Below are 24,612 nucleotides of genomic sequence, written 5' to 3'. Positions count from 1 at the left end.
CTCGTGTTCGAACGCCCCGTCTCGGGGTGTGTGGACGGGCCGTGGACGGGATTCCCCGACCGTCAGCCGTGTTGCCCCAGACGAGTGGAGATCTTGGCGTTCGCGGCCTCATCTCCGTTGCTGAGGAACTTGGCGTACACGCGGAACAGCACAGTGATGCTGTGGCCGGCGCGCAGGGCCACGAGCTGTGGCTCTACTCCTGAGCTGAGCCACGTGGACACAGCCGCGTGACGAAGGTCATACGGGCGCTTGGCCAGCGAGGACGCGCGTTCGGCGGGAGTCAGGGCCCGTGACCGGGCCTCCGCCCAGACTTCGCCGTAACCGGTGTCCTGGACCAGCCCGCCGCGGTTGGTCTGAAACAGCCGGCCGTCGGGAGCCGCGCCATACGCGGTGACGTGCCAGCGCAGCAAGGCGACCAGTTCGGGCGGTATCGGAACCTGCCGGAGCGCCTTCCGCGGCCGGTGCTTAAGCCCCCGCTTGTCGTGAGCTTCACCGCTGTCCGTCCAGGCCGAGCCCGAGCGGGGGCGTGTCTCCCTGAGCCGGAGCAGGCCCCATCCGCGGCGCGGCAGGTCGCAGTCCTGGACGCGTAGCCCGATGACTTCCGCCGGGCGCGCTGCGGCGTAGTACATGCACCCGAAGAACCCCACCAGGCGGCGACCACGGGCGCTCTGGTCGCGTACGGCGGCCAAGAGCTTGGCGGCTTGCCCGGGGTCCGGGACGCAAGCCGGGTCCACCTCCTCTGCCACCTGTTCGGGTGCTTTCCACTGGACGCGGGGAAGCGGGTTCTCGGTGAGTAGTTCGGCCTCCACCGCGTACTCAAGAGCGTTGTGGAAGATCGCTCGCTTCCGTCGGATCGTCCCTGCCGCCGCTGTCTTGCCGTCCAGCTTCTTGGAAAGAGCGTTCAGGGTGGCCCGTACGAGGAGACGGTCAGCGAGCGCGGAGGTGGGCAGCGACTTGCGCTTGAACCAGTCCAGCACCTTGGCGACATCGGCCGGGGCGTCTTCCTTCCAGCGGTTCTTGTTGAATCCCCAGCTGTAGAGGGCGGCGCGGACGACCCTGGCGTCGGGCATGCCCTTGGTGTCCTTCACCAGCGTGGGCGTCACGGTCGCCATGGCTTCAGCCAGAGTCCGCCGTGTGGAGGCGGGGGAGTGGTCCCACTTCATCTCGATGTAGTTGCGAGCGTGCTCGTACCACGAGATGTCCCGTTCCTTGGCGACCAGGGACTTCGGCAGTCCACTGTCCACGTCGAACGGCTCACCCTCACGGGCGGCTGTGATGAGCTGGGCCCGGCGGCTCTCCGCCAGGCCCAGCGTGAGGAACGACTCCGAGTGCGGGCGGATGCCCACCTTCCAGCGGACTTGGTAGGGCTTCCGGTAGTCGCGCTTCCGGATGGCCCAGATCTTTACGGTGTAGCTCCACTCAGTCACGCGGCCTCCATTTCGTCTTTGAAGGCGTCCAGGACACTTCGGCGGACACAGATGCGGCCGGACGGCGTGCGGCGCGCTTCCGGCCCATAACCGCGATCCCGCCACCGGTACCAGGTCGGGCGGCTTATGCCGAGTTCTTCCAGGACGTCAGCCAGGGGCAACAGTTCGTCCTTCGGCGCGCGGCGCCGACGGGTAGGGGTGCTCACTGCGGTTTCTCCTTCGTGATGAGCCGCGGCAGCTGTCATGGGTGGGCGCAAAGGGCGCAAAGGGCGGAAAGCCCTCTGAGCTGGGGTTTCGCTGGGCACAAAGGGGGGCGGAAAGGTGGGCGCTAAGTCCAGCGGCGGCAGACGGCGGGGCTTTGTGCCCCCCTTAGCGCCCCACTTTGTGGCTCGCGTTTTCGCAGGTCACAGGGCTTTCCGCCCTTCGCGCCCTTTGCGTCTAGCCCGTGTAGGTCAGGACGGTGGTCGGCCGGCCGCCGGTGGCGCGCTGGGCGCGGCTGAAACCGGGCTGGTCGGCGAGGGCCGCAGCGAGGCGTTCGCGTTCGGCCTTGCCCTTGTTCTTGAACAGGCGGTGGATGTCTTTGCCGGTGAGCCCGTCGGGTCCGGCGGCGCGGACTGCGGCGGCGAGTTTGTCGAGTTTGGGGTCTCCGCTGACGTTGCCGAGGAGGTGAACGGCGGATGCTCGGGCGTAGTTGATGAGCTGCCAGGCGGCGCGCATGTGCTCTTCCTGGATGGTGTCGCCGTGGTCGCACAGGGCGTAGACCATCGCGGTGCGCTGGACGTACGGGGCGGCGCGGGCGGTGAACTGGGCGATTGGCCCTTCGCCGGAATCCTCCGTGAGAGCTGCGTAGATCTCGTCCCGGTACAGCGCTCGTGCGTCGGGGCTGAGCTTGACCTCATCGACTTTGGCGGCGTCGTTGAGGACAGTCCGCCAGCCGTAGGCGAGGTTGTCGATGAGCTGGGGGGACGCTCCGTGGGATTCGGGCAGGATCAGATTCCTGTGGCAGAAGATCGGCAAGAACCGGTTGTAGGTGCCGCCGGCCATCTCCGAGTCCTGCATCTTGGCCCGGAATTCCTCGGGGGTGATGTGTCCGAGGATCGCGATGTGCGGGTTGGTGGCCTTCAGGGCGTCGCGGACCATCGAGCCGAGGTCGTCGCCGTCCCAGGCTTGGCGCAGGACGCCGGGCAGGCTGCTGCCTTCGCGTCGGCCGCGGCTCATGGTGACCGCGTACTCGGATTCCACCACCCACAGCCGCTTGTCGAGGCTGGCGGGGGTGGCGTCCTCGCCGTCGTCGTCCTTGACGTACTCGATGAGTCCTTCCCCAGAGTTCAGGCCGCGGGGGGTGTGGTCGGGCCCGAAGAAGACGGGGAAGGCGGTGGAGAGTGGGCGGCGGGCCGTGGAGGTTGCCGATCCTTTGCGACCGGCGGCGGTGGCTCCGATGGTCAGGGCCCAGATCAGCGCCGGGTGGCGGTCATTGCCCATCCACAGGTGCGGCCTGCGGCCGATGATGGCTCCGGCGGCGGACAGCAGATTGACCAGGACGGCGACGGGATCGGCTTCGGTAGTGGGATCCAGATCGCGCACGGTCTCGCCGACCCAGCCGCAGAACACATCCGGGTGCGGGGTCGGGCCGGGGCGGTGCGGCCGGCGGACGCCGGGGTGCGGGTCATAGAGGGCGTTCGGCGGCCCGGCTGGAGCCTCAGCGATGGCCGTGCCGAGGTCGGGGAGTGCGGAAAGCTCGGTGACCTCGGCAAGGGCGGCGGCACGGATGTCGGCCACATCGGAGCTGGGCGACAACGCACTCTGTGCGATGCGCGTTCCGGCTTCGATCAGGCGGCGGCGCACGGCTGCCTCGTGCACGATATCGGCGTAGTACTCGGCGTTGGCGGCCGTGGGGACAGCCTGGACGAGAGAGTGCAGGTAGCTGGCACCGCCGACGCGGACCAGGTCTCCGCGTTTGCCGAGGTGGCGGGCAAGGGTGATGGGGTCGGCGGGCTGATCTGCGTCGTTCAGGTCGAGGATCGCTCGGTGGATGGTCTCGTGTGCGGGCCGGTAGTGGTCGCTGGGGTCCATCGTCTCGACTACGTCGTCGATGACCTCGGCGGAAAGCAGCATGGCACCGAGCACCGACTGTTCGGCTTCCAGGTTCTGCGGCGGAACCTTGTCCGTCTCGGCTTCCCGCATGCTGCGTAGGGGGCGGACATTGGCGTACTGGGACGAAGAAGACTCAGCTGTCATGCTTGAGGTCTCCTGTTCTGTCTTCGGACGGGCGGGGAGAACCGCGGCGGCGGGCGACCTTGCTGGGGAGTCCCGCCGCCGCGGCGTTGCTACTGGTCGGCGGCCCGGCGGGCGTACTGGGCGAGCTGGGTCTCGAAGTCGTCTTCGTCCGCGAGGGAGCGGTAGTAGCCGGGCCTGCCGAGGGTGATGTTGGGCTGGGTGGTGAGGAGTTCGCGGGTGGCGGTGACCATCTCGGCGGGGGTCGGCAGCACGCCGTTGTACAGCTCTGCGAGCCACTCGACCCGGGCGGCGTCCGGCTCACCCCAGCCGGCCAGCCAGCCCATCTCTTCGTTCCACAGCAGCGTGACTTCGTCCTCGTCGTAGACGGCGGCGGTGTCGCGGTGGCTCAGGATGATGAAGCCGCTGCGGGCCTCGTCGGCATCTGCCGACCAGTCGTTGACGCGGATGTCGGCCGCCGCCAGGGCGTCGGCCACGGCCTGGAGGTACGGCGCGTGGGCCTCGCAGTAGTCGAGTTCTGTCACGGTCTACTCCTTGGTGATCTCAGGGGTGGTGGCCGGGAGTTCGGGGAGCCCGGCGCGGGTGAGTTGGGTGTGGTCGAAGCCGGGCAGGGCGGCGCGGGTGATGAGCGCGGCAGCGAGCTGTTCGGCGTAGGCGGCACCGGTGTGGGCCACTTCGATCTGAGCCCCGGCGCGAAGGGCTTCGACCCGTTCGATGTGCGCGTGTTCCTCGCGCCGCTCGATGGCGCGCCGCTCGTAGTCGATGGCGTCGTGGCGGTCGGTACGCCAGTGCCGCGCGGCCAGCCCGTATGACAGGGCGGTGGCCAGCGCCCAGAGCAGCAGCGGCAGCGAGAGGCCGTCGGCGTACCCGGCGACTCCGGTCAGGGCTAGGGCCCCGGAGGTGGCGAACGCGGTCCCCGCAACGAGGCCGTCCCCGGCGCGGCCGACGGAGGCTAGAGCGCCGGCCACAGCCGCGCCGAGGGAGAGCGCGGTCATCAATACGGCGTCGCCGACGGAGTGTTCGGCGCCGTTGGCGTTCCAGATGCGGGCGAGGATCAGCACGGTGGAGGTGGCGATGGCCGGTGCGGCTTTCGGGGCCGCGGCAGCCAGCCAGTGGCGGGCGGTGAGGTGTTCGTTCACGGCCGGGCCTCCTACAGCTTGCTCATGGCGTCGATGACGGCGTGGGTGAGTTGGTTGATGGGGCCGGAGGCGCCGGTGGAGGCGAGGAAGAAGCCGAACATGGTGGCGATGAAGGCGGAGCCCCAGCCGAGGGTCTTGGAGCGGAGCAGGAAGAACAGGACGAGTCCGAACAGGGCGACGAGGGAGACGGTGATGGCCATGGGGTCATCCCTTCGGTGCGGGCTTGTTGGCGGTGGGGGTCTTGGTGCCGTCGCGGTAGATGCGGAGCCACAGGTTGAACAGGTGGCGTCCAACGCGTATGCGCTTGCCGTGGCCGTCGCAGCGGCGGCAGTGCTTGCCGCGCTTGGGTCGGCCCTTGCGGTCGGTCTTCATCGCGAAGCCGAAGCCGCGGCACTTGCGGCAGTTGCCGAACGGCGATCCCGCACACAGACTCGCGTAACCGAGAGTGACGACGAGTAGGCAGACGCTAGCAAGGAGGGGGAGGGTCATGGGGTGCCTTCCCGGCGGGTTTTCCGGTGTTTTCGCAGGTGGGGTGCTAGGTGCGAGGTTGCTGATCAAAGGCGGTGTGGGGTGCTAGCGGGGGTGCTAGACCTAGCAGCGATGGCCGCTAGGTCTAGCAGCGGTGCGTGTCAGTTCCCGGGCTGCTTTCCGTCACGCTTCGTGATGGCGGTGGTGATGTCGGCGCGGGCGATGCCGCGGCGGGTGGTGCCCTTGCCGGTGTCGGTGGTGCCCCACACGTCCTGTGTGGTGATGCCGTGCGTGCGGAGGTTGGCGGTGACGGTCTCGCCCTTCCAGCTGCCGTAGACCTCGGGCCGCAGCGTGGCCAGGCGGGCGGCGACCTTCTCGTTCCAGACCTTCTTCTCGTCGGCCGGCACCACGTTGAGGATGTCGGCGAGCAGGTCGAAGGTGGGCTCTCCGCTCTCGGGCTGTTGGCCGATGGCGTGGCCGGTGACGTTGCCGTACGCCTCGCGCATCTTGCGCGCCCGCGCTACGACCTGTTCGGCGGCGACTGCGTCCACGAACGCGGAGGCGACGATGCGCGGGTCGTCTCCTTCACCGGCCATCCAGCAGATGCCGCGGTCGGTGCGGGAGAACATCGTGGCCCGGTAGCCCGCCTTGTGCATGCCGGTGCCCAGCACCATGTCGTTGGCCTGATGGCCCATGACCTTCAGGCAGAACCGCAGGACCGCGTTGGCGGAGATGCCGGACGGCAGGGACTTGGCGTCCGGGCGCTGGGTGCCGAACATCCCCACAATGCCCAGCGCGGGGCCGCGCTTGGTGATGTCGACGCAGATCTCTTCCAGCTCTGCGCCGTACTTGTCGTGCTCGAAGGGCACTTGGCACTCATCGGCCCCGACCACGATGGGGTGCAGGCCAAGCGACTTGTCGTTGGCCAGCTCCGGGGTCACCTTCGACTCCGGGCAGCGCGAGCGCGGCAGGGACTTGATGACCTTTGCCCGCCGGCGCAGTTCCTTGCGCAGCTCCCGCAGGGCTTCGAGGACGTAGAGGACGTCTTCGTCTTCGTCTCCGGCCCGGTAGCGGTGGCAGACCGGCTCCAGGGCGCCGAAATCGCCGGTGCCCTTGAAGTCGAACGCATACAGCTCGGCGCGTGGGTCGAGGGCTGCGATGAGCAGGAACAGCCGCATCAGGAACGTCTTGCCCATGCGCGGGATGGAGCCGACCACGACCGAGGCGAACATGAGCGTGACGGCCACGTCTCGCATGCGCTGGTCGTTGCCGAAGACGACCGGCTTGAACAGGTCCACTTGCCCGGACTTCAGCAGCGGCCAGGCGGGCTTCTTGGTCTCGTTCATGGGCTTGTCGCCCACCCACAGGATCAGGCGCCCTTCGTGCTCCTCGGGGTCGGCGGAGGGCCATACGCAGCCGACCTTGCGTCGCAGTCCGGAGGCGAGCGGCTTGCGGGCCTCCATGATGTCCTCTGGGGTGACGCCCCAGGGAAGGTCCACATCGGCGCGGTATCCGGGGCCGTCCCGGGTGATCTCGGAGGTGAAGCGCAGCCCGTTCATGTCGCCGCCCTTCTTGATGGCGGCCGACAGCTTCGGGTTGCCGATGTTGTCCAGCGCCCGCAGCACGATCGGCCCGGTGAGCTTCTGAAGTTCGGTCTTCAGCACCGCGGGCCCAATGACGGGCCGGTCCTGCGGGGCGCCCCAGAACCCGGCGACCAGCACCGCGGCAGAGGCCAGGACCACGAGCCAGCCGGGGGCCATGACGTACATGGCCAGTGCGAACGCGGCGCCGAAGATGATGGCGGCGGCGGTGACCAGCACCCGCAGCCGCACGCGCCGGTCCCGCTGGCGTGACAGCTTCAGGTACTCGGCTGTGTTCTCGTGCTCGACCTCGTAGGCGCGCAGCGGGGCGGATTCGGCGTCCCACACCCACCGGTTGGTCTCCTTCACCCGGCGGGCAACACCGCGCGGCGCCATCAGCCCGAGCTGCAACGCGTACCAGGGTGTGCGGATGCCGTGGAAGACGGTGGCGTAGAAGGCGTTCGAGGCAGCCCGCTGCACCGTGGAGACGAACCCCGGCTTGGACAGCAGCCAGCTCGGCAGGATCGGCTTGCGCTTGTAGGTGGTGATGCCCGGAGAGGGCAGGTGGGGCGAGTCGACCGGCCGCAGTTTGGGCGCCGCTTCGTCCTCGCCGTCCGGCTCTACCGGCGGGGCGGGAACGGGCGCTTCGGCAGGCTGAGCGGCGGGGGTAGCGGGGCGTTTGGTGAGGATGTCGAAGACCTCGGCGCCAGGGCGTTCGGGCTCTTCGGGCTGGCCAGTGACATGGACATCAGACACGGTGGGTCTGCTCCCTCTGTCGAGTGGGGTGAAAGGGGCCCGGACGGCGCTTTGGACGGCCGACCGTCCGGGCCCTGCCGACTACAGGTCGAACAGGCAGCTCTGATCCGTGGTCGGGGTGTCGGGGGTCTGCTGCTTCGCGAGCCGCTGGGCTACAGCGAGGCAGCCGGGGCACCAGGCCCGCAGCTCCTGGGCGGGGAGCGCCGCGGCCTGGAAGTGGGTGATGGTCGGGTCGGCCGGTGCCGCCATGAGCCGCACGGGGCCGCCGTGTTTGCCGGCGTAGCCGTCGTGCTCGCGCGGGCACCGCCCCTCCGACTGGGCGTGCGGCTGACCGCATGCTCCGGTGCACTGGCAGCGCCACCCGGCCGCCGTCATGACGGAGCGGAAGAGAGCGGCGCCGGAGATCGGGAGCTTCATGCGTAGCCACCCCCGCCCTGCCCCACACCGTCGATCGCTTCGGCGTGCTTGTCGATCTCGCGTTGCAGGGTGCGGCGGACGGTATCCGGATTCGTGTCCGGCCCCAGCAGATCGCGGGTGATGGACACCACCGCGCCCTTGTCGGTGATGCCGCGGCGAACGAGCTGCCGCACCGCCTCGGTCACGGACTCCGGACGACGCCCGGACAACATGTCCGCCCTGGTCAACTCGGTATTCGCCTCGGCTTCCTGGGCGGGGTCCGGGGTTGTCCGGACGCTGTCCGGACGGTCCACGGTGATCTCCGTCGGAGTGCCGTGCAGGGCCAAGGCGACCTGTACGGCATCGACGTGGACGCCGTAGCCGACGAGCAGCGCGGCCAGTTCTGCCGGCGGCAGCATCGGCTGTGATGCGTGGGCGATGCGGATCGCTTCGGCCGCTTCCATCGTCGCGAAGTGCTCGCGCAACTGATCCGTTGCCGTCCGGGGCTTGTCCGGACTCGGCGCCGGGGGCTGTCCGGCATCTTCGATGTGTGCCAGGGCCCGGCGGCGGATGCTGCCGCCCGCGGTGCGCGGGGCCAAGAGCCATGCCCAACCGCCGAACTGCGGTAGCCGGAAGGGCTGTTCACCGTGGCCCCTGCGGGCCTCGGCGCGCGGTCCGGCCCAGGACAGTTCGGAGACTGCCAGCAGGGCCAGGGTCGGCACGGAGAACAGCAGGCAGGCGGGCAAGCCCCCGTCGATGAGCTGGGCGTGGAAGCGGTTGAGGTAGACCGACCCCGCGGCCATGAACAGCGAGGCCAGACGCGCCCCGGCCGCAGAGCGACCGGCCGCGGAGGCTTCGGAGGCCAGGTGCAGGCAGGCGTAGGCGGTGCCGTCGAACACCGCCACCGCGGCCCACCCCACAGGGCCGGGGGCCTGGTAGTGGCGGGCCACGGCGTACAGGGACCAGCCGGTCACACCCAGCGCCGCCAGTGACACGACCGCCAACGCGATACGCCACAGAACGCGGTTCATGCTGCCGCCTCCGATCCACCGGCGGTGCCTCGGCGGCCGGCGCGGCGGCCGTTGGTGGTGGGCAGGGCCGGGGTGGTGTCGGTGGCGATGAACCAGCCGGCGCCGGTCTGCTTGGCCGCGTACATGGCCTCATCGGCACGTCGCATCAGCCGATCCAGCGGCGGGACGGGCCCCTGGCCGACCATGACGGCGCCGATCGACGCCCCGACCGAGACCGACTTGCCCTCGAAGGTGAACGGCTCACACAACCACGCATGCAGGCTTGCCAGTTCGAAAGGCAGGTCATCGGGGTGCTGGATCGGCAGGGCGAGAACGAACTCGTCCCCGCCAAGGCGCGCCGCGCAGTCGTCCATGACGGCCGCGGTCGCAGCCAACACGTGCGCGACGGTGATCAGCGCCGCGTCTCCGGCAGCGTGGCCGTGACGGTCGTTGAGGGCCTTGAAGCTGTCCAGGTCGATGACCAGCACCGCCGTCCCGGCCGCCAGCAGCCGAGGCGCCTGGGCCTCGAAGGGGGCGCGGGTGGGCAGGCCCGTCAGCGGGTCCCGCCGGGCCGCAGCGATCCGACGGCGCCACACGATGCTGTGGACCGCCCAGCCGAGGGCGACGGGCGCGACGGACAGCGCCGCGATCGTGGCGCTCATGCCGCACCCGCTTCCACCGCGGCCACCTCGTAGACGGCGTACACGTGGAACGCCACCCGGTAGACGGTCGCCCGGAACTCCAGCGACGGCCGGTCGCCGATCCGGTCCGCGAAGACCTTCTCGACCGGGACGTTCAGCGCCTCGCGCCAGGCTTCCACCTTGCTGGGGCTGTCGAGCTGGACGTTCAGCTCGTTCGGGACGATCCGGCTGGCGGTGAAGTAGGCGCCGGGAAGGTCCGGGTGGCTGACCGCAATCCCGGCCAGGCACGTGAGCGTTGCCGCCTGCGCGGCCATCGTTCCCGCGCTCACGCCGCCACCTCCCGGCCTACGACACGACCGGTGCCGCGAACGATCCAAAGCGGGGCGACGGCAGTCAGGGCGTCGGCGTAGAGGGCGTCCCACGCGGCGACCTCGTCGCCCGCCTCGCCCTGTTCCTGCAGATCCCGCAGCACCTCGCGAGCCACGTCCAGCCGCGCCGCCTGCTCCTCCGGTGACTCCCCACCGAGGGGGCCGCGGAACAGGTCGTGATCAATGCCGAGCGGGAACTCGTCGAAGCCGAACGCCAGCTCCTCGAACTCGGTGTCACTCGCTATCTCTTGATTGCCGATGTACGTGCGCACAGATGCTCCTGTAATCGGGCGAGCAGGGAGGGCTCCGGCGGCGGGCGACCTTGCTGGGGAGTACCGCCACGCAGAGCGTTCATGCACACCGTGAATCGGAGGCGACTCCGTCATCTGGTGCGCACCAATACGTTGACATCTGGTGCGCACCAGAGTCAAGACTCTTCGTCGATTCGAGCGGCGGTTGCCCGCCTCGGTGCATCTCCAGAAGACCGCTTGAGGTGGGGGTGCCGGTAGTCAACAGGGCTTAACTTCCTTCCTGTTAACCCCTGTTGACCTGCGGCGATGTGAGGCATGCTGGGAAACTCAGCGAGTGGACCTATCGCCGGGCGGTGACCTGTGAACGCAGGACTTCGAAGTGCGCGTACGGCGCGTGGCTGGTCTCAAGAGCGACTGGTTCGCGAGATCGAGCAGTACGCCCGACGGCACGTCACCGACGTCGCGTCGACCGCGAGTCTGCGGGTCTACGTGTCCGAGTGGGAGAACGGCAAGCGCACCATCTCGGACCGCTACGCGGCGATCCTGCGTCAGCTTCTCGGCGTCACGAACGCGGAGTTGAGGGGTGGCCCGCTCGCGGCGGCGCCATCGATGGCCGACGGGTACGACGAGCTGCTGAGTCGGATCGACTCAGCCAGCAGCGTCAGCGAATCCATGGTGAAAGTGTTCAATGACCAGACCGAGCTACTGCGCACCCAGGACCGTCAGTTGGGTGCCTCCGGGCTGATCGACCAGATGACAGGGCATCTCTCCCGTCTTGAGGACGCGCTGAACTTCGCGGTGCTGCCCAGCGCGCGGCGCCCCGTGGCCCTTGCGCTGGCTGGAGCATCAACTCTTGCCGCATGGCAGGCGATTGACTCGGGAGCGGTCGAACGGGCTTGGCGGCACTACGAACTCGCGAAGCGGGCCGCGCACGACGCTGAAGCCCCGATGTACCTTGCTCACGCGATGGGAGAGCAGGCGTACGTGCTGTGCGAGGCTGGCCGGCCGTCGCTCGGCCTCGACCTGGTCCGCGATGCCCAACGCACCCTTGGGCGGGGCGGATCGCCCCGCCTCCGGGCATGGCTGCACGCGGCGGAAGCCGAGTTGTGCGCTCACGCTGGGATGCCGGACGACTGTCGGCGCGCGCTCGATGCAGCCGCGGCGAGCATTCCGCACGGCCCCGAGGACCGGGACCCGGACATGCTGAGCATCTTCCTGAACGGCGCCCACCTGGCTCGGTGGCGCGGCAATGTTCTTGGGTTGCTCGGCGATGACGAAGCGGTGACCAGCCTCTATGGCGCGCTAGGGGTGGTGGATCCGACCTTTGTCCGAGCACAGGCCGGACTCCACACCGACCTTGCGCAAGCGCATCTGGTGCGAGCCGAGTATGACGACGCGAACACCCACTTGAGGCAGGCGCGGCTATTGGCGAGCCGCACCGGTTCGGTGCGGCAGCGCCGTCGCGTCGACCTGCTCAGTGCGCGGCTGTAGCGCCCTGCTTGCCGCGGCTCGCCAGGATGTGGAGCAGGGCAACGAGGGTGCCGGAGCCCATCAGCTCACCGCGCGCCATGAGCCCTGGAATGTCAGCGAGCGGCACCCACTCGATGTGTCCTGCCTCTTCCACGTCCGTCGGCGAACCAACCCTTTCGGCTCCGTGGCTCACGAAGATCTCGTGAGGCGAGTCGACCATGCCGACCATGGGCTGATACGTGACAACGTGCTCCACGGACTTCGGTCGCCAACCCGTCTCTTCCACGACTTCCCGTAGTGCGGTGTCTGCTGGGTTCTCGCCTTCGTCCACGATGCCCCCCGGGAGTTCCCACCCCCATTGCTGTGGGACAAAGCGGTACCGCCACATCATCAGTACGCGGTCCTGGCCGTCCAGAACCGCGGTGACGGCGACGTGGTGCAGCTTCACCACGTGATGCTCGAAGCGCTCCACTCCGGGCGGTTCCACGTCCCAGAGCTGGAGTTTGACCCAACGGTTGTCGTAGAGGTTGCGTTCGCCGTGGATACGCCAAGCTTCGAGCCCCTCCGGAGTCTTCACACTCACAGCGCCCGGTACTCGATAGGCGCTTCGCCCCCGAACCTCCAACGCACCTTCAGCTACGAGGCGGGCGAGGACTTGCCGGAGCGCGGTTCGGCCGATGCCGAGTTCCTCGACCAGCGTGCGTTCCGAGGGGAACTTGGCTCCGGGGGCGTACTCGCCGGCGGCGAGTCGCGCCCGAATTATTTCGTAGACCTTGGCCGTCTTCGGTCCCATCCGCGGAGCACTCTCCGTTCTGCCGTGGTGCGTACCAGCGTAGCGGACAAGCGGGGAACTACATGGACGCTGGGTGACAGGATCCCTCTCTTATTCAGCAGGAGAAGAAAATCTTCTATGGTGACACCTCAGGTGACAGCGTTTATTGCCAGACATATTCGGCACTCTTCTTTGGCCTCTTGAGTGCACGCAGAACAAGGAGGGAGTGTGGGGTCGCTAAAGATAAGCCATGCCAGGAGGCCGCGAGCGCGCACGATTTCCCTAGAATTTTGATTTTCATCATTGGCCAGCATCTGCAGTGCATTTATAGCTACTCGGCGATGGTCGGTGTTTATCAAACGAGTTAGTGTTGTGAATGCATCCAGGGGAGGCAATCCGTAAGAGGAAATAATATGTTTCCAGAGGTGAACGGCGTGGGGTAGCGCCCCTATGGTAGCGAGCGAATCGGCAACTTGGAAGAGACGAAGAGGGGGGACTTGTTCATCGATTAGGGCGGTCACCAGTCTCTCTGCAACAGAAACCCCGCACGCCTTAATCAATGATTCAAGTACAGAAGAAAATTTCCTGTCATCAATGGTGCGATCCTGCAAGATTTCGAGGGCAATATCTGGAACGCTTTCACTGTTCCCCAGGAGTGCGAGCACCTCAATACTGCGCACTCTTTTTTGCTCTTCATCGAGAATTGATTCGGAGATCGAACGGATAGCTTCATTTTGCACAGACTCTGGTGCTTGGCGAATTACTGCAGCGGCCCTATCAAGATCAAACCCGTCAGTCATTGGGTCTGTTATCACTGGTCGCGCAATGGCTACGGCTTCCTCTAGGTGTCCGCCCTCCGCCAACGCTGCCGAAGCATTCGCACGCGCCCAAGCGTTCATGTAGGGGCGCGCAGCCAAAATGTCCATGAGTTCCTGGACATCGCCAGAACTATGGCCGGCAATCCATATATTGATAGCCTGTTCAATGTCGAACGGCTGTGAGCTGGGGTCACGAAGAATTTGAACGGCGTCCTCTACCGGTGGCGCGATTGCGCCGCTTTCCATTAGTACGGTAAGGATGCCGGAGCGTTCTGAATCCCATGACGGTCGCCGCTTGAGGGTCGATAAAAGGATCTCTATCTGTCCAGGATTTGATTCCTTGGAGCGAAGCTCGACAGCAATGCTCAGCGCAGGGCTCGAGCTCTCAGCGTCCGCTATAACGGCGTCTGCTAGTTCATGGGCGTATTCAATGTACCCTGCATTGAACAGTTCCCTTGTGACTTCTGCCTGGTGTGTCGAAGTCATGCGAGGGAATAGATCTCGGATTGACTCTTTTGGGTTCTGGTCTCGATCTCTCAGGTCCGAGACTATGATCTTTGCGGCAATCCGGAACTCGGAGAGGTGTGCTCCGTCATCGCTCGCCACTATGCGCGCTACGGCGACGGCCTCCTCTTTGTTTCCACTCTCCATGTAGAGATCTGCTATCGCCGCCCGTGTTTCCGAATCGCAACGAGGATCCGCCAACGCGCCATCGATAAGTGAGCGCTCATATTCGCCAATCGGGCCATTTCTCATCTCGATCAAGCCAGCTGCGGCTATGGCTTGCATCATGGGCTGGTCCGCATGGAAGGACAAGGAGTGAAGAAGCTGGGCAGCTTCATCGACTGTGGCGACTGCACTGAGTGCACCCACCGCCCCAAGGCGAATAATAAACGGGATGTCATTACCCGCGATTAGTTCTCGCAGCCGCAAAGAGGCATACTGATTTCCGATCAGTAGGCTTACTATCGAAAATACACGGTCAACGCGAGACATTGTGCCCGCTATGCGAATAGGCCCTCTGTACGCACTGTCGAATGAACTGAAGGTGTAAACGTGCGCCCCGTCCAGAGCGCTACCAAATGCCAGGTCGACCAGTCTATCGACCACTAGACGGCTCGCTCCTACGCCAGCGGTTTCGCTCTCGGCCAGAAGGCTTCCCGCCAGTAGTGCCTCTTCCCTACCGCCTTCTAGCAGCCCTCGTAGAACAAGCTCTATTTCGTTGCCTGCTACGCGACCCCACAATGCTAGGGTCATTAGTACAAAATTTCGCTCCGAAGGCTTCAGTCCACGCTCAAACCACTCCTTCATCTTGGGGAAGTCGGAAGGGATGGTCGACGCGTGCGCTCGGGCCGCAAGGAACTCGGCGAGAGTGTGATGGAGAAACCTTAACCCCGAACTCTCGTAGACGAACATTCCCGTATCAATGAGCAGGCGATCTAAGACTTCTTCCCATCCAGGTGGCAGATTTATATCAGTAGGCCTATTTTTCTGCACCCAGGCGTATGCTGCGTCGGTGATCTGAGTATCGGCCCCTAGGCGCTCAATAGCCATGGCGTCGATAATCTCAATCCGATGGTCATGCACCCACTGAGCAAGTTTGTAGCGGGCTGGCTGGCCGTGCTCTAGGCGTCTGAGCTCCACTGGCGTTGCCCGGCCACTAGCCTCCTCGTCAGTGACAAGATAGTCGTAGAACCGTTGATAGAGGTCCACTCTGTTAGTCGGCAGCGGAAGGTCCGGTTCTCGCGTGCTTGCGACCGCGGCAATGGAGGCCAGTAGCGGATTACGTACCAGGTCTTTAAGCCTGCTATCAGAGACTTGTTGCAGGAATTCTGCTGACCGCTGCTCGGCCGTGATTGGGTCCTGGCTTAGGAACCAACGTTTAGCGAAGAGCTTGAGCTCTTCTGGTTCGAAAGGCTCAATGTGGCAGACGCCCACCTGTGTGCCTCGGAGAGGCGCCAACTCCTCGTCAGGTAGCGGGCGGCTTGTAATTACAAGCCGATAGGCGCTTCCCGCCCGGGTGTGCTGACTTAGTGCGCGGATGATAGAAGTGCGCGTAGGACGGTCCAGAATCTCATCAAGGCCATCAACTACGACCAACCAGCGGGCACCGTGAGTTCGACCTGTAAATAGTTGCTGACTAGGCTCTGTTACCAAGTACGGGCCTAATGCTCGCCGTGTCGCCTCGGCGAGCACAGTGCTCCATGGCCCCTCCGAAACCAACGATCGTGCAGAGACACGCAAGGGCACAACTGGTTCGTCTAGTGGTGGATTCGTGGCACTTTGCTGTCGAAGCCATATCTGGGCCAGGTTTGAAACCAAGTGATACCCGAGTGTGGACTTTCCTGCCCCAGGGTCACCGGTGATCAGTAGATGTTCGCTGCGATTCAAAGCGTCGTTAACGGTGACTGGGCCTTCTAGGCTCAATTGCTCGACATCACCGGTGCCCGAAGAGCGATCGCGCTCCTTGGAACTGTCTGCTCCCCCCGGGGGGGTTCTTTCACGCAGGCGTTGCCGTACGTACACAGTCGCCAAGGGTGGTGGCGCGATACCGAGCAGGCGGTATGGCAGCTGCTCAGTCGCATTGGTGAGAGCATCAAGTACATTTCGCAGAGCTAGTTCAGGGCGGGGTATCTCTGCCCAAGAGGTGACTTGAGGCGAGGATTCGCTACCTTCAGCCATGAGTCTACGATCCATCGCCTCACGTGCCCTGAGCCAAATTGGCTCAACCTCCCCTGGGCTGCGATTGAGGAGTCTTGCTAGACCCTTCGTTGAGTCGAGGGACAGCAGCGTATTGCCGCGAACGACTTCGTACACCTTGTTCTTGTCCAAGGTGTGTCTTTGGACGAAGGCGTTAACACTCGGGTATCCGGCAGCCGTGATTGTTTGCTTGAACCACGCTGCCAACTCGGACAGCTCAGGGTAGGCGTCGCGGTGGTTCCCTGGCGGGCGTCCTCCTGGCACGAGCCCTCCCCCTGCCGGTTTCTGCGAGTTTCCTAAGCGTAGTGGGAAACTCGCCGGACGCGCGACGCTTCTCGCAACACGGACTCCACTCAGGAGGCCGGTGGCAGGGAGGTGATGAACATGGGATCAGGCTTGGTAGGGGCACTCGTCGATGGGGGTGTGCAGCTCCCTCTAGGGGTAATGGCTGTAGGGGCGCTCCGGGTGTGGTTTCAGTACCGCAAGGCTGTAGTCATCGAGTGTGGGCGGACCGCGCGCCTGAGGTATGCGCTTCACACAGTGCAGCCCGAACTGCGCGCTGATGTCATCGCAGCGTTCGCCTCGGCTGAGGCGGCAAGCGATGAAGCGCGGATCACGGGGGATCGTACCGAGTGACAGTCGGCGAGACGCATGGCCAGTCACGGCCGCCGTTTCATGGCCGATACGTGGACGAGATCCGTCTACCCCTCCCAGCTGGCATACAAAGTCCCAGGTCAGGTGGGGCGCTACTGTGTGATCTTGGGTGGACTGTAAATCTGCCGGCTTCGCCTTCCCAGGTTCGAATCCTGGCGCCGCCACAGGTATGAAGGGGCCCTGAATCGTAGGAATACGGTTCAGGGCCCCTTTCGTGTGTCCTGAAGCGGCGCGCCCCCGTGTCACCCGCGTCGCGTCACGCCCCCGCGCCGGCTTCCGGGTCCGCGGCCGGTGGGGCGTCGAGTGCGGCGGTCACCAGGGTGCGCAGCGAGGCCGCCAGGCGGGCGCTCTCGCCCCGCTCCAGCAGGCGCAGCACGGCGTCGCTCTGGAGGCCGCCGAGGAGGAGGTGCGCGAGCAGCTCGGCGTCCAGGTCGGGGCGCTGTGCGGCGATCAGCGTGCTGATGTGGGCGTGCCAGAAGGCGTGGACGGGGTGCGTGCCGGGCCGTTCGTCCGGGGGCTGCTGGGAGGTCGTCACGGCATGGCCCAGGGCGGCCAGCAGGCCCTTGTTGCGGGCGATGACGTCGACGGCGGCGTCCAGGAAGGCCAGCAGCCGCTCGCGCGGGCAGGCGTCCGGGCCCAGTGGCGGCGGGCCGTCGGTGACCGCCTCGCGCAGCGCGTAGGCCCGCTCCTCCATCAGGGCCCGCATCAGCCCCATGCGGTTGCCGAAGCGGTGGAACACCGTCCCCTTGCCGACCCCGGCCGCCGCCGCGACCTGCTCCATCGAGATCTTCTCGGGCCGGTGGTGCGCCAGCAGCTCCTCGGTTGCCAGCAGGATGGCGCGCCGGTTGCGTACCGCGTCGGCGCGTTCGCGACGGCCTTCTGTCATCGGGTCCTCACTCGCTCCGCGCCGCCGCGGGCGGCGCCACTCCACGGCTCCCATCATTTCGCAGAAATAACTGGACCGACGGTCAGGTAAGGGTTAGGTTCGGACGGCAACCTGACCGGCAGTCCACTTAGCGTTCCGGTCATGGCCCCGCTGTGCCCCAGTGACCCCTGAGGAGACCCGGTATGCGACGCGTCCGCTATTACGAGTACGGCGACCCCGACGTCCTGACGGTCGAGGAGGCCGACATCCCCGCCCCGGGCCCCGGAGAGGTGCTCATCAGGACCGAGGCGATCGGGGCCAACTACGTGGACACCCAGATGCGGCGCGGCCCGGCCGCCGCGTCGATCTTCCGGCGCCCGCTGCCCGGCAAGGTCACCGGCGATGTGGTCGGCACCGTCGAAGCCGTCGGCCCCGGAGGCGATGCGGGGCAGGTCGGGCAGCGGGTCGCGGCGCTGACCGAGGACGCGTTCGCCGACTACGCCGTCGCCGACGCGCAGTGGCTCGCCCCCGTGCCCGACGGGCTCGACCCCGGTATGGCCAGCATGCTGCCCATGGGTGCCCCGGTCGCCCTGCGGGCGCTGCGCACCGGCCGCCTCGCCAAGGGGGAGACCGTCCTGATCCACTCCGCCGCGGGCGGTATCGGCCACCTCGCGATCCAGCTCGCCAAACTCCTCGGCGCCGGCACCGTCATCGCCACCGTCGGCTCACCGGCCAAGGCCGACTTCGTCCGCTCCCTCGGCGCCGACATCGCCGTCGACTACTCGGCGGCCGACTGGCCCGACCGGGTCCGCGCCGCCGCGCCGCAGGGCGTCGACGTGGTCCTGGACTCCGTCGGCGGCGAGGTCCTGCGGCAGAGCCTGGACGTCCTGGCGCCGTTCGGCCGGGCCGTCGTCTACGGGGTCGCCGCGGGCGAGCTGCTCGACGTCCCCGTGACCGGGCTGTTCGCCCTGAAGACGGTGGCCGGGTTCTCCCTGCTCGCCTGGCGTGCGGCGGCCCCCGAAAAGGCCCGCGAGGAGATGGCCGAGCTGGCCGGCTATGCATCCGCCGGACAGCTGCGCACCGCCGTGCACGCCCGCTTCCCGCTCACCGAGGCGCCCGCCGTGCACCGGCTCTTCGAGGCGCGGACCCACCTCGGCCGGATCCTCGTCCTCCCGTAGGACGACCCCGGTGCGCGACGTCAACGCACCGGGGCCCAGGGGGAGTTCGCGCTCAGTGCGCCGCCACGTTCCGCACCGCCTCCACCGCCGGCACATCCCCGCCGATCAGCTCCAGCGTCCGCCCGATCGTGCCGGGTTCGTCCAGCAGCGCCAGCAGCACGGCCGCCACATCGTCCCGGGACACCGCCCCGCGCCCGGTCGCGTCGGCCAGCGTGACCTGGCCCGTACCGGGGTCGTCGATGAGGCGGCCGGGCCGCAGGACCGTCCAGTCCAGCCCGGCGCGGGCCCGTACGTCCGCGTCCGCGGCGCCCTTCGCCCGCAGGTACGCCGCGAAGACCGGGTCGGTGCCCTCCGGGGGCTCCCGGTCGGCGCCCATCGACGAGACGACCAGGAAGCGCCGTACGCCGGCCGCCTCGGCCGCGTCCGCGAAGAGCGCCGCGGCGCCCCGGTCCACGCTGTCCTTGCGCTCGGCGCCGCTGCCCGGCCCGGCGCCCGCCGCGAAGACCGCCGCGTCCGCTCCCTCCAGATGCCGGGCGACATCGCCCACCGACGCCGACTCCAGGTCGCAGACGACCGGTTCGGCACCCGCGGCCAGCAAGTCGCCGGCCTGTTCCGGCCGCCGGACGATCCCGGCGACCTCGTCCCCGCGCGCATGCAGCAACCGCTCCAGCCGCAGCGCGATCTGACCATGTCCACCTGCGATGACAATGCGCATGAAGCCGACCGTACGCCGAACCGCCCCGTCCCACCGTCGGACCGGCCGGTGCGGCGCCGAGCCCGTCCGGCCGCCGCCCCGCCCGGCTCTCAGCGCTGCGACTGCCGCGGCAGCTCCAGCGCCACGTCCGCCGCCGAGTCGCAGTACTCGCGCACCGCGCTGGTCCGCGCCACCACCCGCCCCCGGTGCACCACGATCCGGCTGTACGCCAGCGAGAGCACCCCGGCGATCCGCTCCCCGCGCACCGCCAGCAGCTCCGCCGGAAAGCCCGCCTCCACCCGCACCTCCGGCAGCCCCAGCGTCGCCCGCGCCGCCGCGCTCACCGTCTCGTACGCGGCCTCCGGCGTGGCCTCCCCGAGGGACGCCAGCAGATACGCGGCCTCCAACGGGTCCCCGCGCCCGACCGGGTTCGCCACGTCCCGCAGCGCCCCGCTGCCCGCCGCCACCCGCACGCCGGCCGCCCGCAGCAGCCGTACGGGAGCCGGCCGGGACACCCGCGAGCCGTACCGCTCCAGGCCCGTGCAGTCGCCCTGCGGCAGGCACACCACGGCGACGTCCGCAGCCGCCAGCTGCTCCGCGACCCGGGCTGCCACACTGCGCGGCATCCGTGCCATCCCGGCGCACGGCCCGATGGCCACGCCCGGCCGCAGTCCGCCGGACATCGCCGCGAAGCGCGCCAGCCGCGCCGGATCGTCCCCGTCGGTGTGCAGGTCCACGGGGCAGCCGTGCTCGCCGGCCACCTCCAGGACCGTCTCGACGTACCCGGCCGGATCGGGGTCGAGGTCCGGGCAGCCCCCGATGACGGTCGCGCCCATCTTGACGGCGTCGTGCAGCATCGCCAGCCCGTCCGCACCGGCCACCCCGGTCAGCACCCGCGGCACCGCCACCGCCGCCAGGTCCGCCAGCCCGCGCAGCGATCTGCGGGCCTGGAGCACCGCCTCCAGCGACCGCAGCCCCTGGACGTCGCCGATCCTCACGTGGCTCCGGGAGGCGGTGGCCCCGTGCCCCAGCTGGAGCAGCGCCGCTTCGGTCGTCCGGCGCTGGACGTCCTCGGCGGAGTCGGAGGCGGGGCCGTCGGAGTCGGCCGTCAGGGCGGTGTCGCAGTGCGCGTGCGGTTCGGCGGGGGCCGGGAGCAGCAGATAGCCGGCGAGGTCCACCCGGGCGCCCTGCGGGGCGAGGCTGCCGGCCGTGCCCACCGCCTCGATCCGTCCGCCGCCCAGCCGTACGTCCACCGTGCGGCCGTCGGCGAGCCGGGCCCCGCACAGCACCAGTACGCCGGATTCCGACCTGGCGTACCGGCCGGCACCGCCGCGCTTTCCCGGCTGCGGTTGGGGCTGGGGCTGCGGTGAACTGCTGTCGGACATCGCGCTCCTCGAAGGCACGGCGTGCAAGATCACGCAGCGTTCTCCCGAGCCTAGGCGCCCGTCCGGAGAGCTTCGCGCAGGCGCGAAATAGTCGTACCGGTGTGGTGCGCGGGGCCGTTGGGGTGCGACCCGGATACGGATTTCACGTTTGGCGGCGGGCCGTGTAATGTCTTCATCGCTCGCCCCAATAGCTCAGTCGGCAGAGCGTCTCCATGGTAAGGAGAAGGTCTACGGTTCGATTCCGTATTGGGGCTCTGATGTGTGGGGGACCTCGTCCTCGGACGAGGGACTCTCGCATCACAGCGGTGTAGCTCAGTCGGTAGAGCAAGCGGCTCATAATCGCTGTGTCACCGGTTCAAGTCCGGTCACCGCTACTGACAGTAGCCGATTGTGGGGTCGGTCCTCCGATCGGCTACTCTTTTATGCGTTCAATCCGACCATCCGTCCGTCAAGGAGCACTCACGTGGCTGCCACCGACGTCCGCCCGAAGATCACGCTGGCCTGCGTGGAGTGCAAGGAGCGGAACTACATCACCAAGAAGAACCGGCGTAACGACCCGGACCGTCTTGAGATGAAGAAGCACTGCCCTCGTTGCAACTCGCACACCGCGCACCGCGAGACGCGATAACACAGGCTCGTCCGTGAGGCCGTCCCCGATCTGGGGGCGGCCTCACGGCGTTATCACCATCAGTACAGGGAGGTTGCGAGCCCATGGCGCTCGACCAGTCTTTTGTCGGACGCACGTACCCGCCCACCGACCCGTACGAGGTCGGCCGGGAAAAGATCCGCGAATTCGCCGAGGCGATCGGTGACGCCAACCCCGCTTACACCGACACCGAAGCGGCCAAGGCGCTCGGCCACCCCGATGTGATCGCGCCGCCGACTTTTGTGTTCGCCATCACGTTCAAGGCCGCGGGGCTGGTCGTCGAGGACCCGCAACTGGGCCTGGATTACAGCCGGGTGGTGCACGGCGACCAGAAGTTCGCCTACAACCGGCCGGTGCGCGCCGGGGACCGGCTGACCGTCACCTCCACCATCGAGGCGGTCAAGACCATGGCCGGGAACGAGATCGTCGACATCCGCGGCGAAGTGCACGACGAGGCGGGCGAGCACGTCGTGACCGCATTCACCAAGCTCGTCGCCCGGCGCGCTGAGGAGGCGTGAGATGACCGCGAAGATTGCCTACGACGACGTCGAGGTCGGCACCGAACTCCCGGCGCAGTCCTTCCCCGTGAGCCGCGCCACGCTCGTCCAGTACGCCGGCGCCTCCGGTGACTTCAACCCCATCCACTGGAACGAGAGGTTCGCGAAGGAGGTCGGCCTCCCGGACGTCATCGCCCACGGCATGTTCACCATGGCCTCGGCGATCCGGGTGGTCACGGACTGGGCCGGCGACCCCGGCGCGGTCGTCGAGTACGGCGTGCGCTTCACCAAGCCCGTGGTCGTCCCCGACGACGAGAACGGCGCGCTGATCGAGGTCAGCGCCAAGGTCGCCGCCAAGCTGGACGACGACGCCCGCACGGTCCGCGTCGACCTCACCGCGACGAGCGCGGGCCAGAAGGTGCTGGGCATGTCCCGCGCCGTGGTCCGCCTCGCCTGAGGCAGCCGCGAGGGGCGGCCGGCCGGTCCCGCCGGACCGCCCCCGTACCCTTGGGCGCGTGCAGGAACGATATGTGGCAACCGTAGAAGACAACGCCCCCCTCGCCCCGCTGACCACCTTCCGGCTCGGCGGCCCGGCGACCCGCCTCGTCACGGCCACCACGGACGAGGAGGTCATCGCCGCCGTCCGCGCGTCCGACGACACCGGCACCCCGCTGCTGGTCATCGGCGGTGGCAGCAACCTCGTCATCGGCGACAAGGGCTTCGACGGCACCGCCCTGCACATCGCCACCCGCGGCTTCCGGCTCGACGGCACGGCCCTGGAGCTCGCCGCGGGTGAGAACTGGTCCGACGCCGTCGCGCGCACGGTCGAGGCCGGGCTCGCGGGCGTCGAGTGCCTGGCCGGCATCCCCGGCTCGGCCGGCGCCACCCCGATCCAGAACGTCGGCGCGTACGGCCAGGACGTCTCCGCCACCGTCACCGAGGTCGTCGCCTACGACCGCCGCGCCGGCGAGACGGTCACGCTCACCAACGAGGAGTGCGCCTTCTCGTACCGCCACAGCCGCTTCAAGCAGCACCCCGACCGGTTCGTCGTCCTGCGGGTGCGCTTCGCCCTGGAGGACGCGGGCGGCCTCTCCGCGCCCCTGAAGTACGCCGAGACGGCCCGCGCGCTCGGCGTCGAGCCCGGGGACCGGGTCCCGGCCGCCGCCGCCCGTGAGACCGTCCTGGCGCTCCGCGCCGGCAAGGGCATGGTGCTGGACCCCGTGGATCACGACACCTGGTCGGCCGGCTCCTTCTTCACCAACCCGATCCTCACCGAAGCCGAGCACGCCGCCTTCCTCCGTCGCGTCCAGGACCGCCTCGGCCCGGACGCCGCGCCGCCCGCCTTCCCCGACGGCGACGGCCGGGTGAAGACCTCCGCGGCCTGGCTCATCGACCGGGCCGGCTTCACCAAGGGCTACGGCAGCGGCCCGGCCCGGATCTCCACCAAGCACACCCTCGCGCTCACCAACCGCGGTGCGGCCACCACCGAGGACCTGCTCGCCCTGGCCCGCGAGGTCCGCGACGGCGTCCGGGCCGCCTTCGGCATCACCCTCGTCAACGAACCGGTGACGGTCGGCGTCAGCCTGTAGGGCGCCCGAGGCGGGACGGTGCGGACAGGCCGTGGGGCTCCTGCGACGGCGGGGCGGCCAGCCAGGCGTCGATGTCCGCCAGGAGCCGCTGCCGGGTCTCCTCGGGGGCCCGGGAGGCGCGTACGGACTGCCGGGCCAGCTCGGCCAGCTCGGCGTCCGTGAAGGCGTGCGCGCTGCGGGCGATCTCGTACTGGGCGGCCAGCCGCGCGCCGAACAGCAGCGGATCGTCCGCGCCCAGCGCCATCGGCACCCCCGCCTCGTAAAAGGTCCGCAGCGGCACGTCCTCCGGCTTCTCGTAGACGCCCAGCGCCACGTTCGACGCCGGGCACACCTCGCAGGTCACCCCGCGCGCGGCCAGCCGGCGCAGCAGCACGGGATCCTCCGCGGCCCGTACGCCGTGCCCGACCCGTCCGGCGTGCAGATCGTCCAGGCAGTCCCGTACGCTCGCCGGCCCGGACAGCTCGCCGCCGTGCGGGGCCGCCAGCAGACCGCCGTCCCGGGCGATGGCGAAGGCCCGGTCGAAGTCCCGGGCGAGGCCCCGGCGTTCGTCGTTGGACAGCCCGAAGCCGACCACGCCGCGGTCGGCGTAGCGCACCGCGAGCCGGGCCAGCGTGCGGGCGTCCAGGGGGTGCTTCATACGGTTCGCGGCGACCAGTACCCGGATGCCCAGCCCGGTGTCGCGGGAGGCGCGCCGCACGGCGTCCAGGATGATCTCCAGCGCCGGGATCAGCCCGCCCAGCCGCGGCGCGTACGAGGTCGGATCGACCTGGATCTCCAGCCAGCGCGACCCGTCCCGGACGTCCTCCTCGGCGGCCTCGCGCACCAGACGCTGGATGTCCTCGGGGGAGCGCAGGCACGAGCGCGCGATGTCGTAGAGCCGCTGGAAGCGGAACCAGCCGCGCTCGTCCGTGGCCCTCAGCCGGGGCGGCTCACCGCCCCTGAGCGCGTCGGGCAGATGGACGCCGTACTTGTCGGCCAGCTCCAGCAGGGTCGCCGGCCGCATCGAGCCGGTGAAGTGCAGGTGCAGGTGGGCCTTCGGCAATTGACGCAGATCACGAACACGCTCCATCTGG

At 68.1% G+C, this 24,612-nt stretch carries 25 protein-coding genes and 2 tRNA genes; 8 read left to right on the top strand and 19 right to left on the bottom strand.

What is annotated here, in order from left to right; all coding sequences use genetic code 11:
* Positions 1-62: 62 nt before the first annotated feature.
* The 13 genes from IEZ17_RS15020 to IEZ17_RS14960 form a co-directional block, all read right to left on the bottom strand.
* Entirely contained in the window at positions 63-1,427 is a 1,365-nt protein-coding gene (locus IEZ17_RS15020) for a tyrosine-type recombinase/integrase (protein WP_189300285.1), read from the bottom strand.
* Positions 1,424-1,633: a helix-turn-helix transcriptional regulator gene (locus IEZ17_RS15015; protein WP_229852273.1), complete on the bottom strand. Its 210-nt coding sequence runs from the start codon at positions 1,631-1,633 to the stop codon at positions 1,424-1,426. Before IEZ17_RS15015 ends, IEZ17_RS15020 begins: the two co-directional genes overlap by 4 nt.
* A 232-nt stretch (positions 1,634-1,865) precedes the next feature.
* Positions 1,866-3,665, bottom strand: a complete 1,800-nt coding sequence (locus IEZ17_RS15010; RefSeq protein WP_189300281.1) for a DnaB-like helicase N-terminal domain-containing protein — start codon at positions 3,663-3,665, stop codon at positions 1,866-1,868.
* Positions 3,666-3,754: 89 nt separating this feature from the next.
* On the bottom strand, positions 3,755-4,186 hold the full coding sequence (locus IEZ17_RS15005; RefSeq protein WP_189300279.1) for a DUF6292 family protein: 432 nt from the start codon (positions 4,184-4,186) through the stop codon (positions 3,755-3,757).
* Between the two features lie 3 nt (positions 4,187-4,189).
* A complete protein-coding gene (locus IEZ17_RS15000; RefSeq protein WP_189300278.1) occupies positions 4,190-4,801 on the bottom strand; it encodes a hypothetical protein in 612 nt (203 codons plus the stop codon).
* 11 nt (positions 4,802-4,812) lie between these two features.
* On the bottom strand, positions 4,813-5,001 hold the full coding sequence (locus IEZ17_RS14995) for a hypothetical protein (protein ID WP_189300276.1): 189 nt from the start codon (positions 4,999-5,001) through the stop codon (positions 4,813-4,815).
* Positions 5,002-5,005: 4 nt separating this feature from the next.
* Complete coding sequence (locus IEZ17_RS14990; protein ID WP_189300274.1) at positions 5,006-5,290, bottom strand: hypothetical protein; 285 nt, start codon at positions 5,288-5,290, stop codon at positions 5,006-5,008.
* 140 nt (positions 5,291-5,430) lie between these two features.
* Positions 5,431-7,605, bottom strand: coding sequence for a cell division protein FtsK (locus IEZ17_RS14985; RefSeq protein WP_189300271.1), 2,175 nt, complete (start codon positions 7,603-7,605; stop codon positions 5,431-5,433).
* 81 nt (positions 7,606-7,686) lie between these two features.
* Positions 7,687-8,022 carry a hypothetical protein gene (locus IEZ17_RS14980; protein ID WP_189300270.1) on the bottom strand — a complete coding sequence of 112 codons (336 nt, stop codon included), beginning with the start codon at positions 8,020-8,022 and terminating at the stop codon, positions 7,687-7,689.
* The gene (locus IEZ17_RS14975) at positions 8,019-9,032 is read right to left on the bottom strand and encodes a DUF2637 domain-containing protein (RefSeq protein ID WP_189300268.1); all 1,014 of its coding nucleotides are present in this window, start codon (positions 9,030-9,032) and stop codon (positions 8,019-8,021) included. The genes IEZ17_RS14980 and IEZ17_RS14975 overlap by 4 nt, the downstream gene beginning before the upstream one ends.
* Positions 9,029-9,673 (bottom strand): GGDEF domain-containing protein, encoded by a 645-nt coding sequence (locus IEZ17_RS14970; RefSeq protein ID WP_189300266.1) that lies wholly within the window; start codon positions 9,671-9,673, stop codon positions 9,029-9,031. Before IEZ17_RS14970 ends, IEZ17_RS14975 begins: the two co-directional genes overlap by 4 nt.
* A complete protein-coding gene (locus IEZ17_RS14965; protein WP_189300265.1) occupies positions 9,670-9,981 on the bottom strand; it encodes a hypothetical protein in 312 nt (103 codons plus the stop codon). Before IEZ17_RS14965 ends, IEZ17_RS14970 begins: the two co-directional genes overlap by 4 nt.
* Positions 9,978-10,292 (bottom strand): hypothetical protein, encoded by a 315-nt coding sequence (locus IEZ17_RS14960; protein ID WP_229852272.1) that lies wholly within the window; start codon positions 10,290-10,292, stop codon positions 9,978-9,980. The genes IEZ17_RS14965 and IEZ17_RS14960 overlap by 4 nt, the downstream gene beginning before the upstream one ends.
* Before the next feature lie 339 nt (positions 10,293-10,631).
* On the opposite strand from IEZ17_RS14960, the gene IEZ17_RS14955 reads away from it, so the two are divergent.
* Positions 10,632-11,762, top strand: a complete 1,131-nt coding sequence (locus tag IEZ17_RS14955; protein ID WP_189300263.1) for a helix-turn-helix domain-containing protein — start codon at positions 10,632-10,634, stop codon at positions 11,760-11,762.
* Here IEZ17_RS14955 and IEZ17_RS14950 read toward each other — a convergent pair.
* The 3 genes from IEZ17_RS14950 to IEZ17_RS14940 all read right to left on the bottom strand — a co-directional run bounded on the left by IEZ17_RS14950 (position 11,746) and on the right by IEZ17_RS14940 (position 17,571).
* Positions 11,746-12,534 (bottom strand): NUDIX domain-containing protein, encoded by a 789-nt coding sequence (locus IEZ17_RS14950; RefSeq protein WP_189300261.1) that lies wholly within the window; start codon positions 12,532-12,534, stop codon positions 11,746-11,748. The two genes, IEZ17_RS14955 and IEZ17_RS14950, sit on opposite strands and share 17 nt — an antisense overlap.
* Before the next feature lie 128 nt (positions 12,535-12,662).
* Positions 12,663-15,269: an NACHT domain-containing protein gene (locus IEZ17_RS14945; protein ID WP_189300259.1), complete on the bottom strand. Its 2,607-nt coding sequence runs from the start codon at positions 15,267-15,269 to the stop codon at positions 12,663-12,665.
* A 1,672-nt stretch (positions 15,270-16,941) separates the two neighbouring features.
* Positions 16,942-17,571 carry a TetR/AcrR family transcriptional regulator gene (locus IEZ17_RS14940; protein WP_189300257.1) on the bottom strand — a complete coding sequence of 210 codons (630 nt, stop codon included), beginning with the start codon at positions 17,569-17,571 and terminating at the stop codon, positions 16,942-16,944.
* Between the two features lie 182 nt (positions 17,572-17,753).
* Between IEZ17_RS14940 and IEZ17_RS14935 the strand changes: the two genes are divergently transcribed.
* The gene (locus IEZ17_RS14935) at positions 17,754-18,728 is read left to right on the top strand and encodes a quinone oxidoreductase family protein (protein WP_189300255.1); all 975 of its coding nucleotides are present in this window, start codon (positions 17,754-17,756) and stop codon (positions 18,726-18,728) included.
* Between the two features lie 52 nt (positions 18,729-18,780).
* On the opposite strand, the gene IEZ17_RS14930 is transcribed toward IEZ17_RS14935, so the two are convergent.
* Entirely contained in the window at positions 18,781-19,443 is a 663-nt protein-coding gene (locus IEZ17_RS14930; RefSeq protein ID WP_189300254.1) for an NAD(P)H-binding protein, read from the bottom strand.
* A gap of 89 nt (positions 19,444-19,532) precedes the next feature.
* Positions 19,533-20,807, bottom strand: coding sequence for an amidohydrolase family protein (locus IEZ17_RS14925; RefSeq protein WP_189300252.1), 1,275 nt, complete (start codon positions 20,805-20,807; stop codon positions 19,533-19,535).
* A gap of 181 nt (positions 20,808-20,988) precedes the next feature.
* On the opposite strand from IEZ17_RS14925, the gene IEZ17_RS14920 reads away from it, so the two are divergent.
* From IEZ17_RS14920 to IEZ17_RS14895, 6 genes are all read left to right on the top strand, one after another.
* Positions 20,989-21,061, top strand: a tRNA-Thr gene (locus IEZ17_RS14920).
* 47 nt (positions 21,062-21,108) lie between these two features.
* A tRNA-Met gene (locus tag IEZ17_RS14915) sits at positions 21,109-21,181 on the top strand.
* Between the two features lie 89 nt (positions 21,182-21,270).
* A complete protein-coding gene (gene rpmG / locus IEZ17_RS14910; RefSeq protein ID WP_006604855.1) occupies positions 21,271-21,435 on the top strand; it encodes a 50S ribosomal protein L33 in 165 nt (54 codons plus the stop codon).
* An 83-nt stretch (positions 21,436-21,518) separates the two neighbouring features.
* Entirely contained in the window at positions 21,519-21,971 is a 453-nt protein-coding gene (locus IEZ17_RS14905) for a MaoC family dehydratase N-terminal domain-containing protein (RefSeq protein ID WP_189300250.1), read from the top strand.
* A gap of 1 nt (position 21,972) precedes the next feature.
* A complete protein-coding gene (locus IEZ17_RS14900) occupies positions 21,973-22,407 on the top strand; it encodes a MaoC family dehydratase (RefSeq protein WP_189300248.1) in 435 nt (144 codons plus the stop codon).
* Between the two features lie 58 nt (positions 22,408-22,465).
* Entirely contained in the window at positions 22,466-23,539 is a 1,074-nt protein-coding gene (locus tag IEZ17_RS14895) for a UDP-N-acetylmuramate dehydrogenase (RefSeq protein WP_189300246.1), read from the top strand.
* On the opposite strand, the gene IEZ17_RS14890 is transcribed toward IEZ17_RS14895, so the two are convergent.
* Positions 23,529-24,608 (bottom strand): adenosine deaminase, encoded by a 1,080-nt coding sequence (locus IEZ17_RS14890; RefSeq protein ID WP_189300245.1) that lies wholly within the window; start codon positions 24,606-24,608, stop codon positions 23,529-23,531. The genes IEZ17_RS14895 and IEZ17_RS14890 overlap by 11 nt on opposite strands.
* Between the last annotated feature and the right edge of the window lie 4 nt (positions 24,609-24,612).

Origin of the sequence: Streptomyces albospinus (assembly GCF_014648695.1) — a bacterium.
Lineage (GTDB): Bacteria > Actinomycetota > Actinomycetes > Streptomycetales > Streptomycetaceae > Streptomyces > Streptomyces albospinus.
Note: the sequence above shows the minus strand (reverse complement) of the source record. Positions and strands in the feature narration are given on the sequence as shown.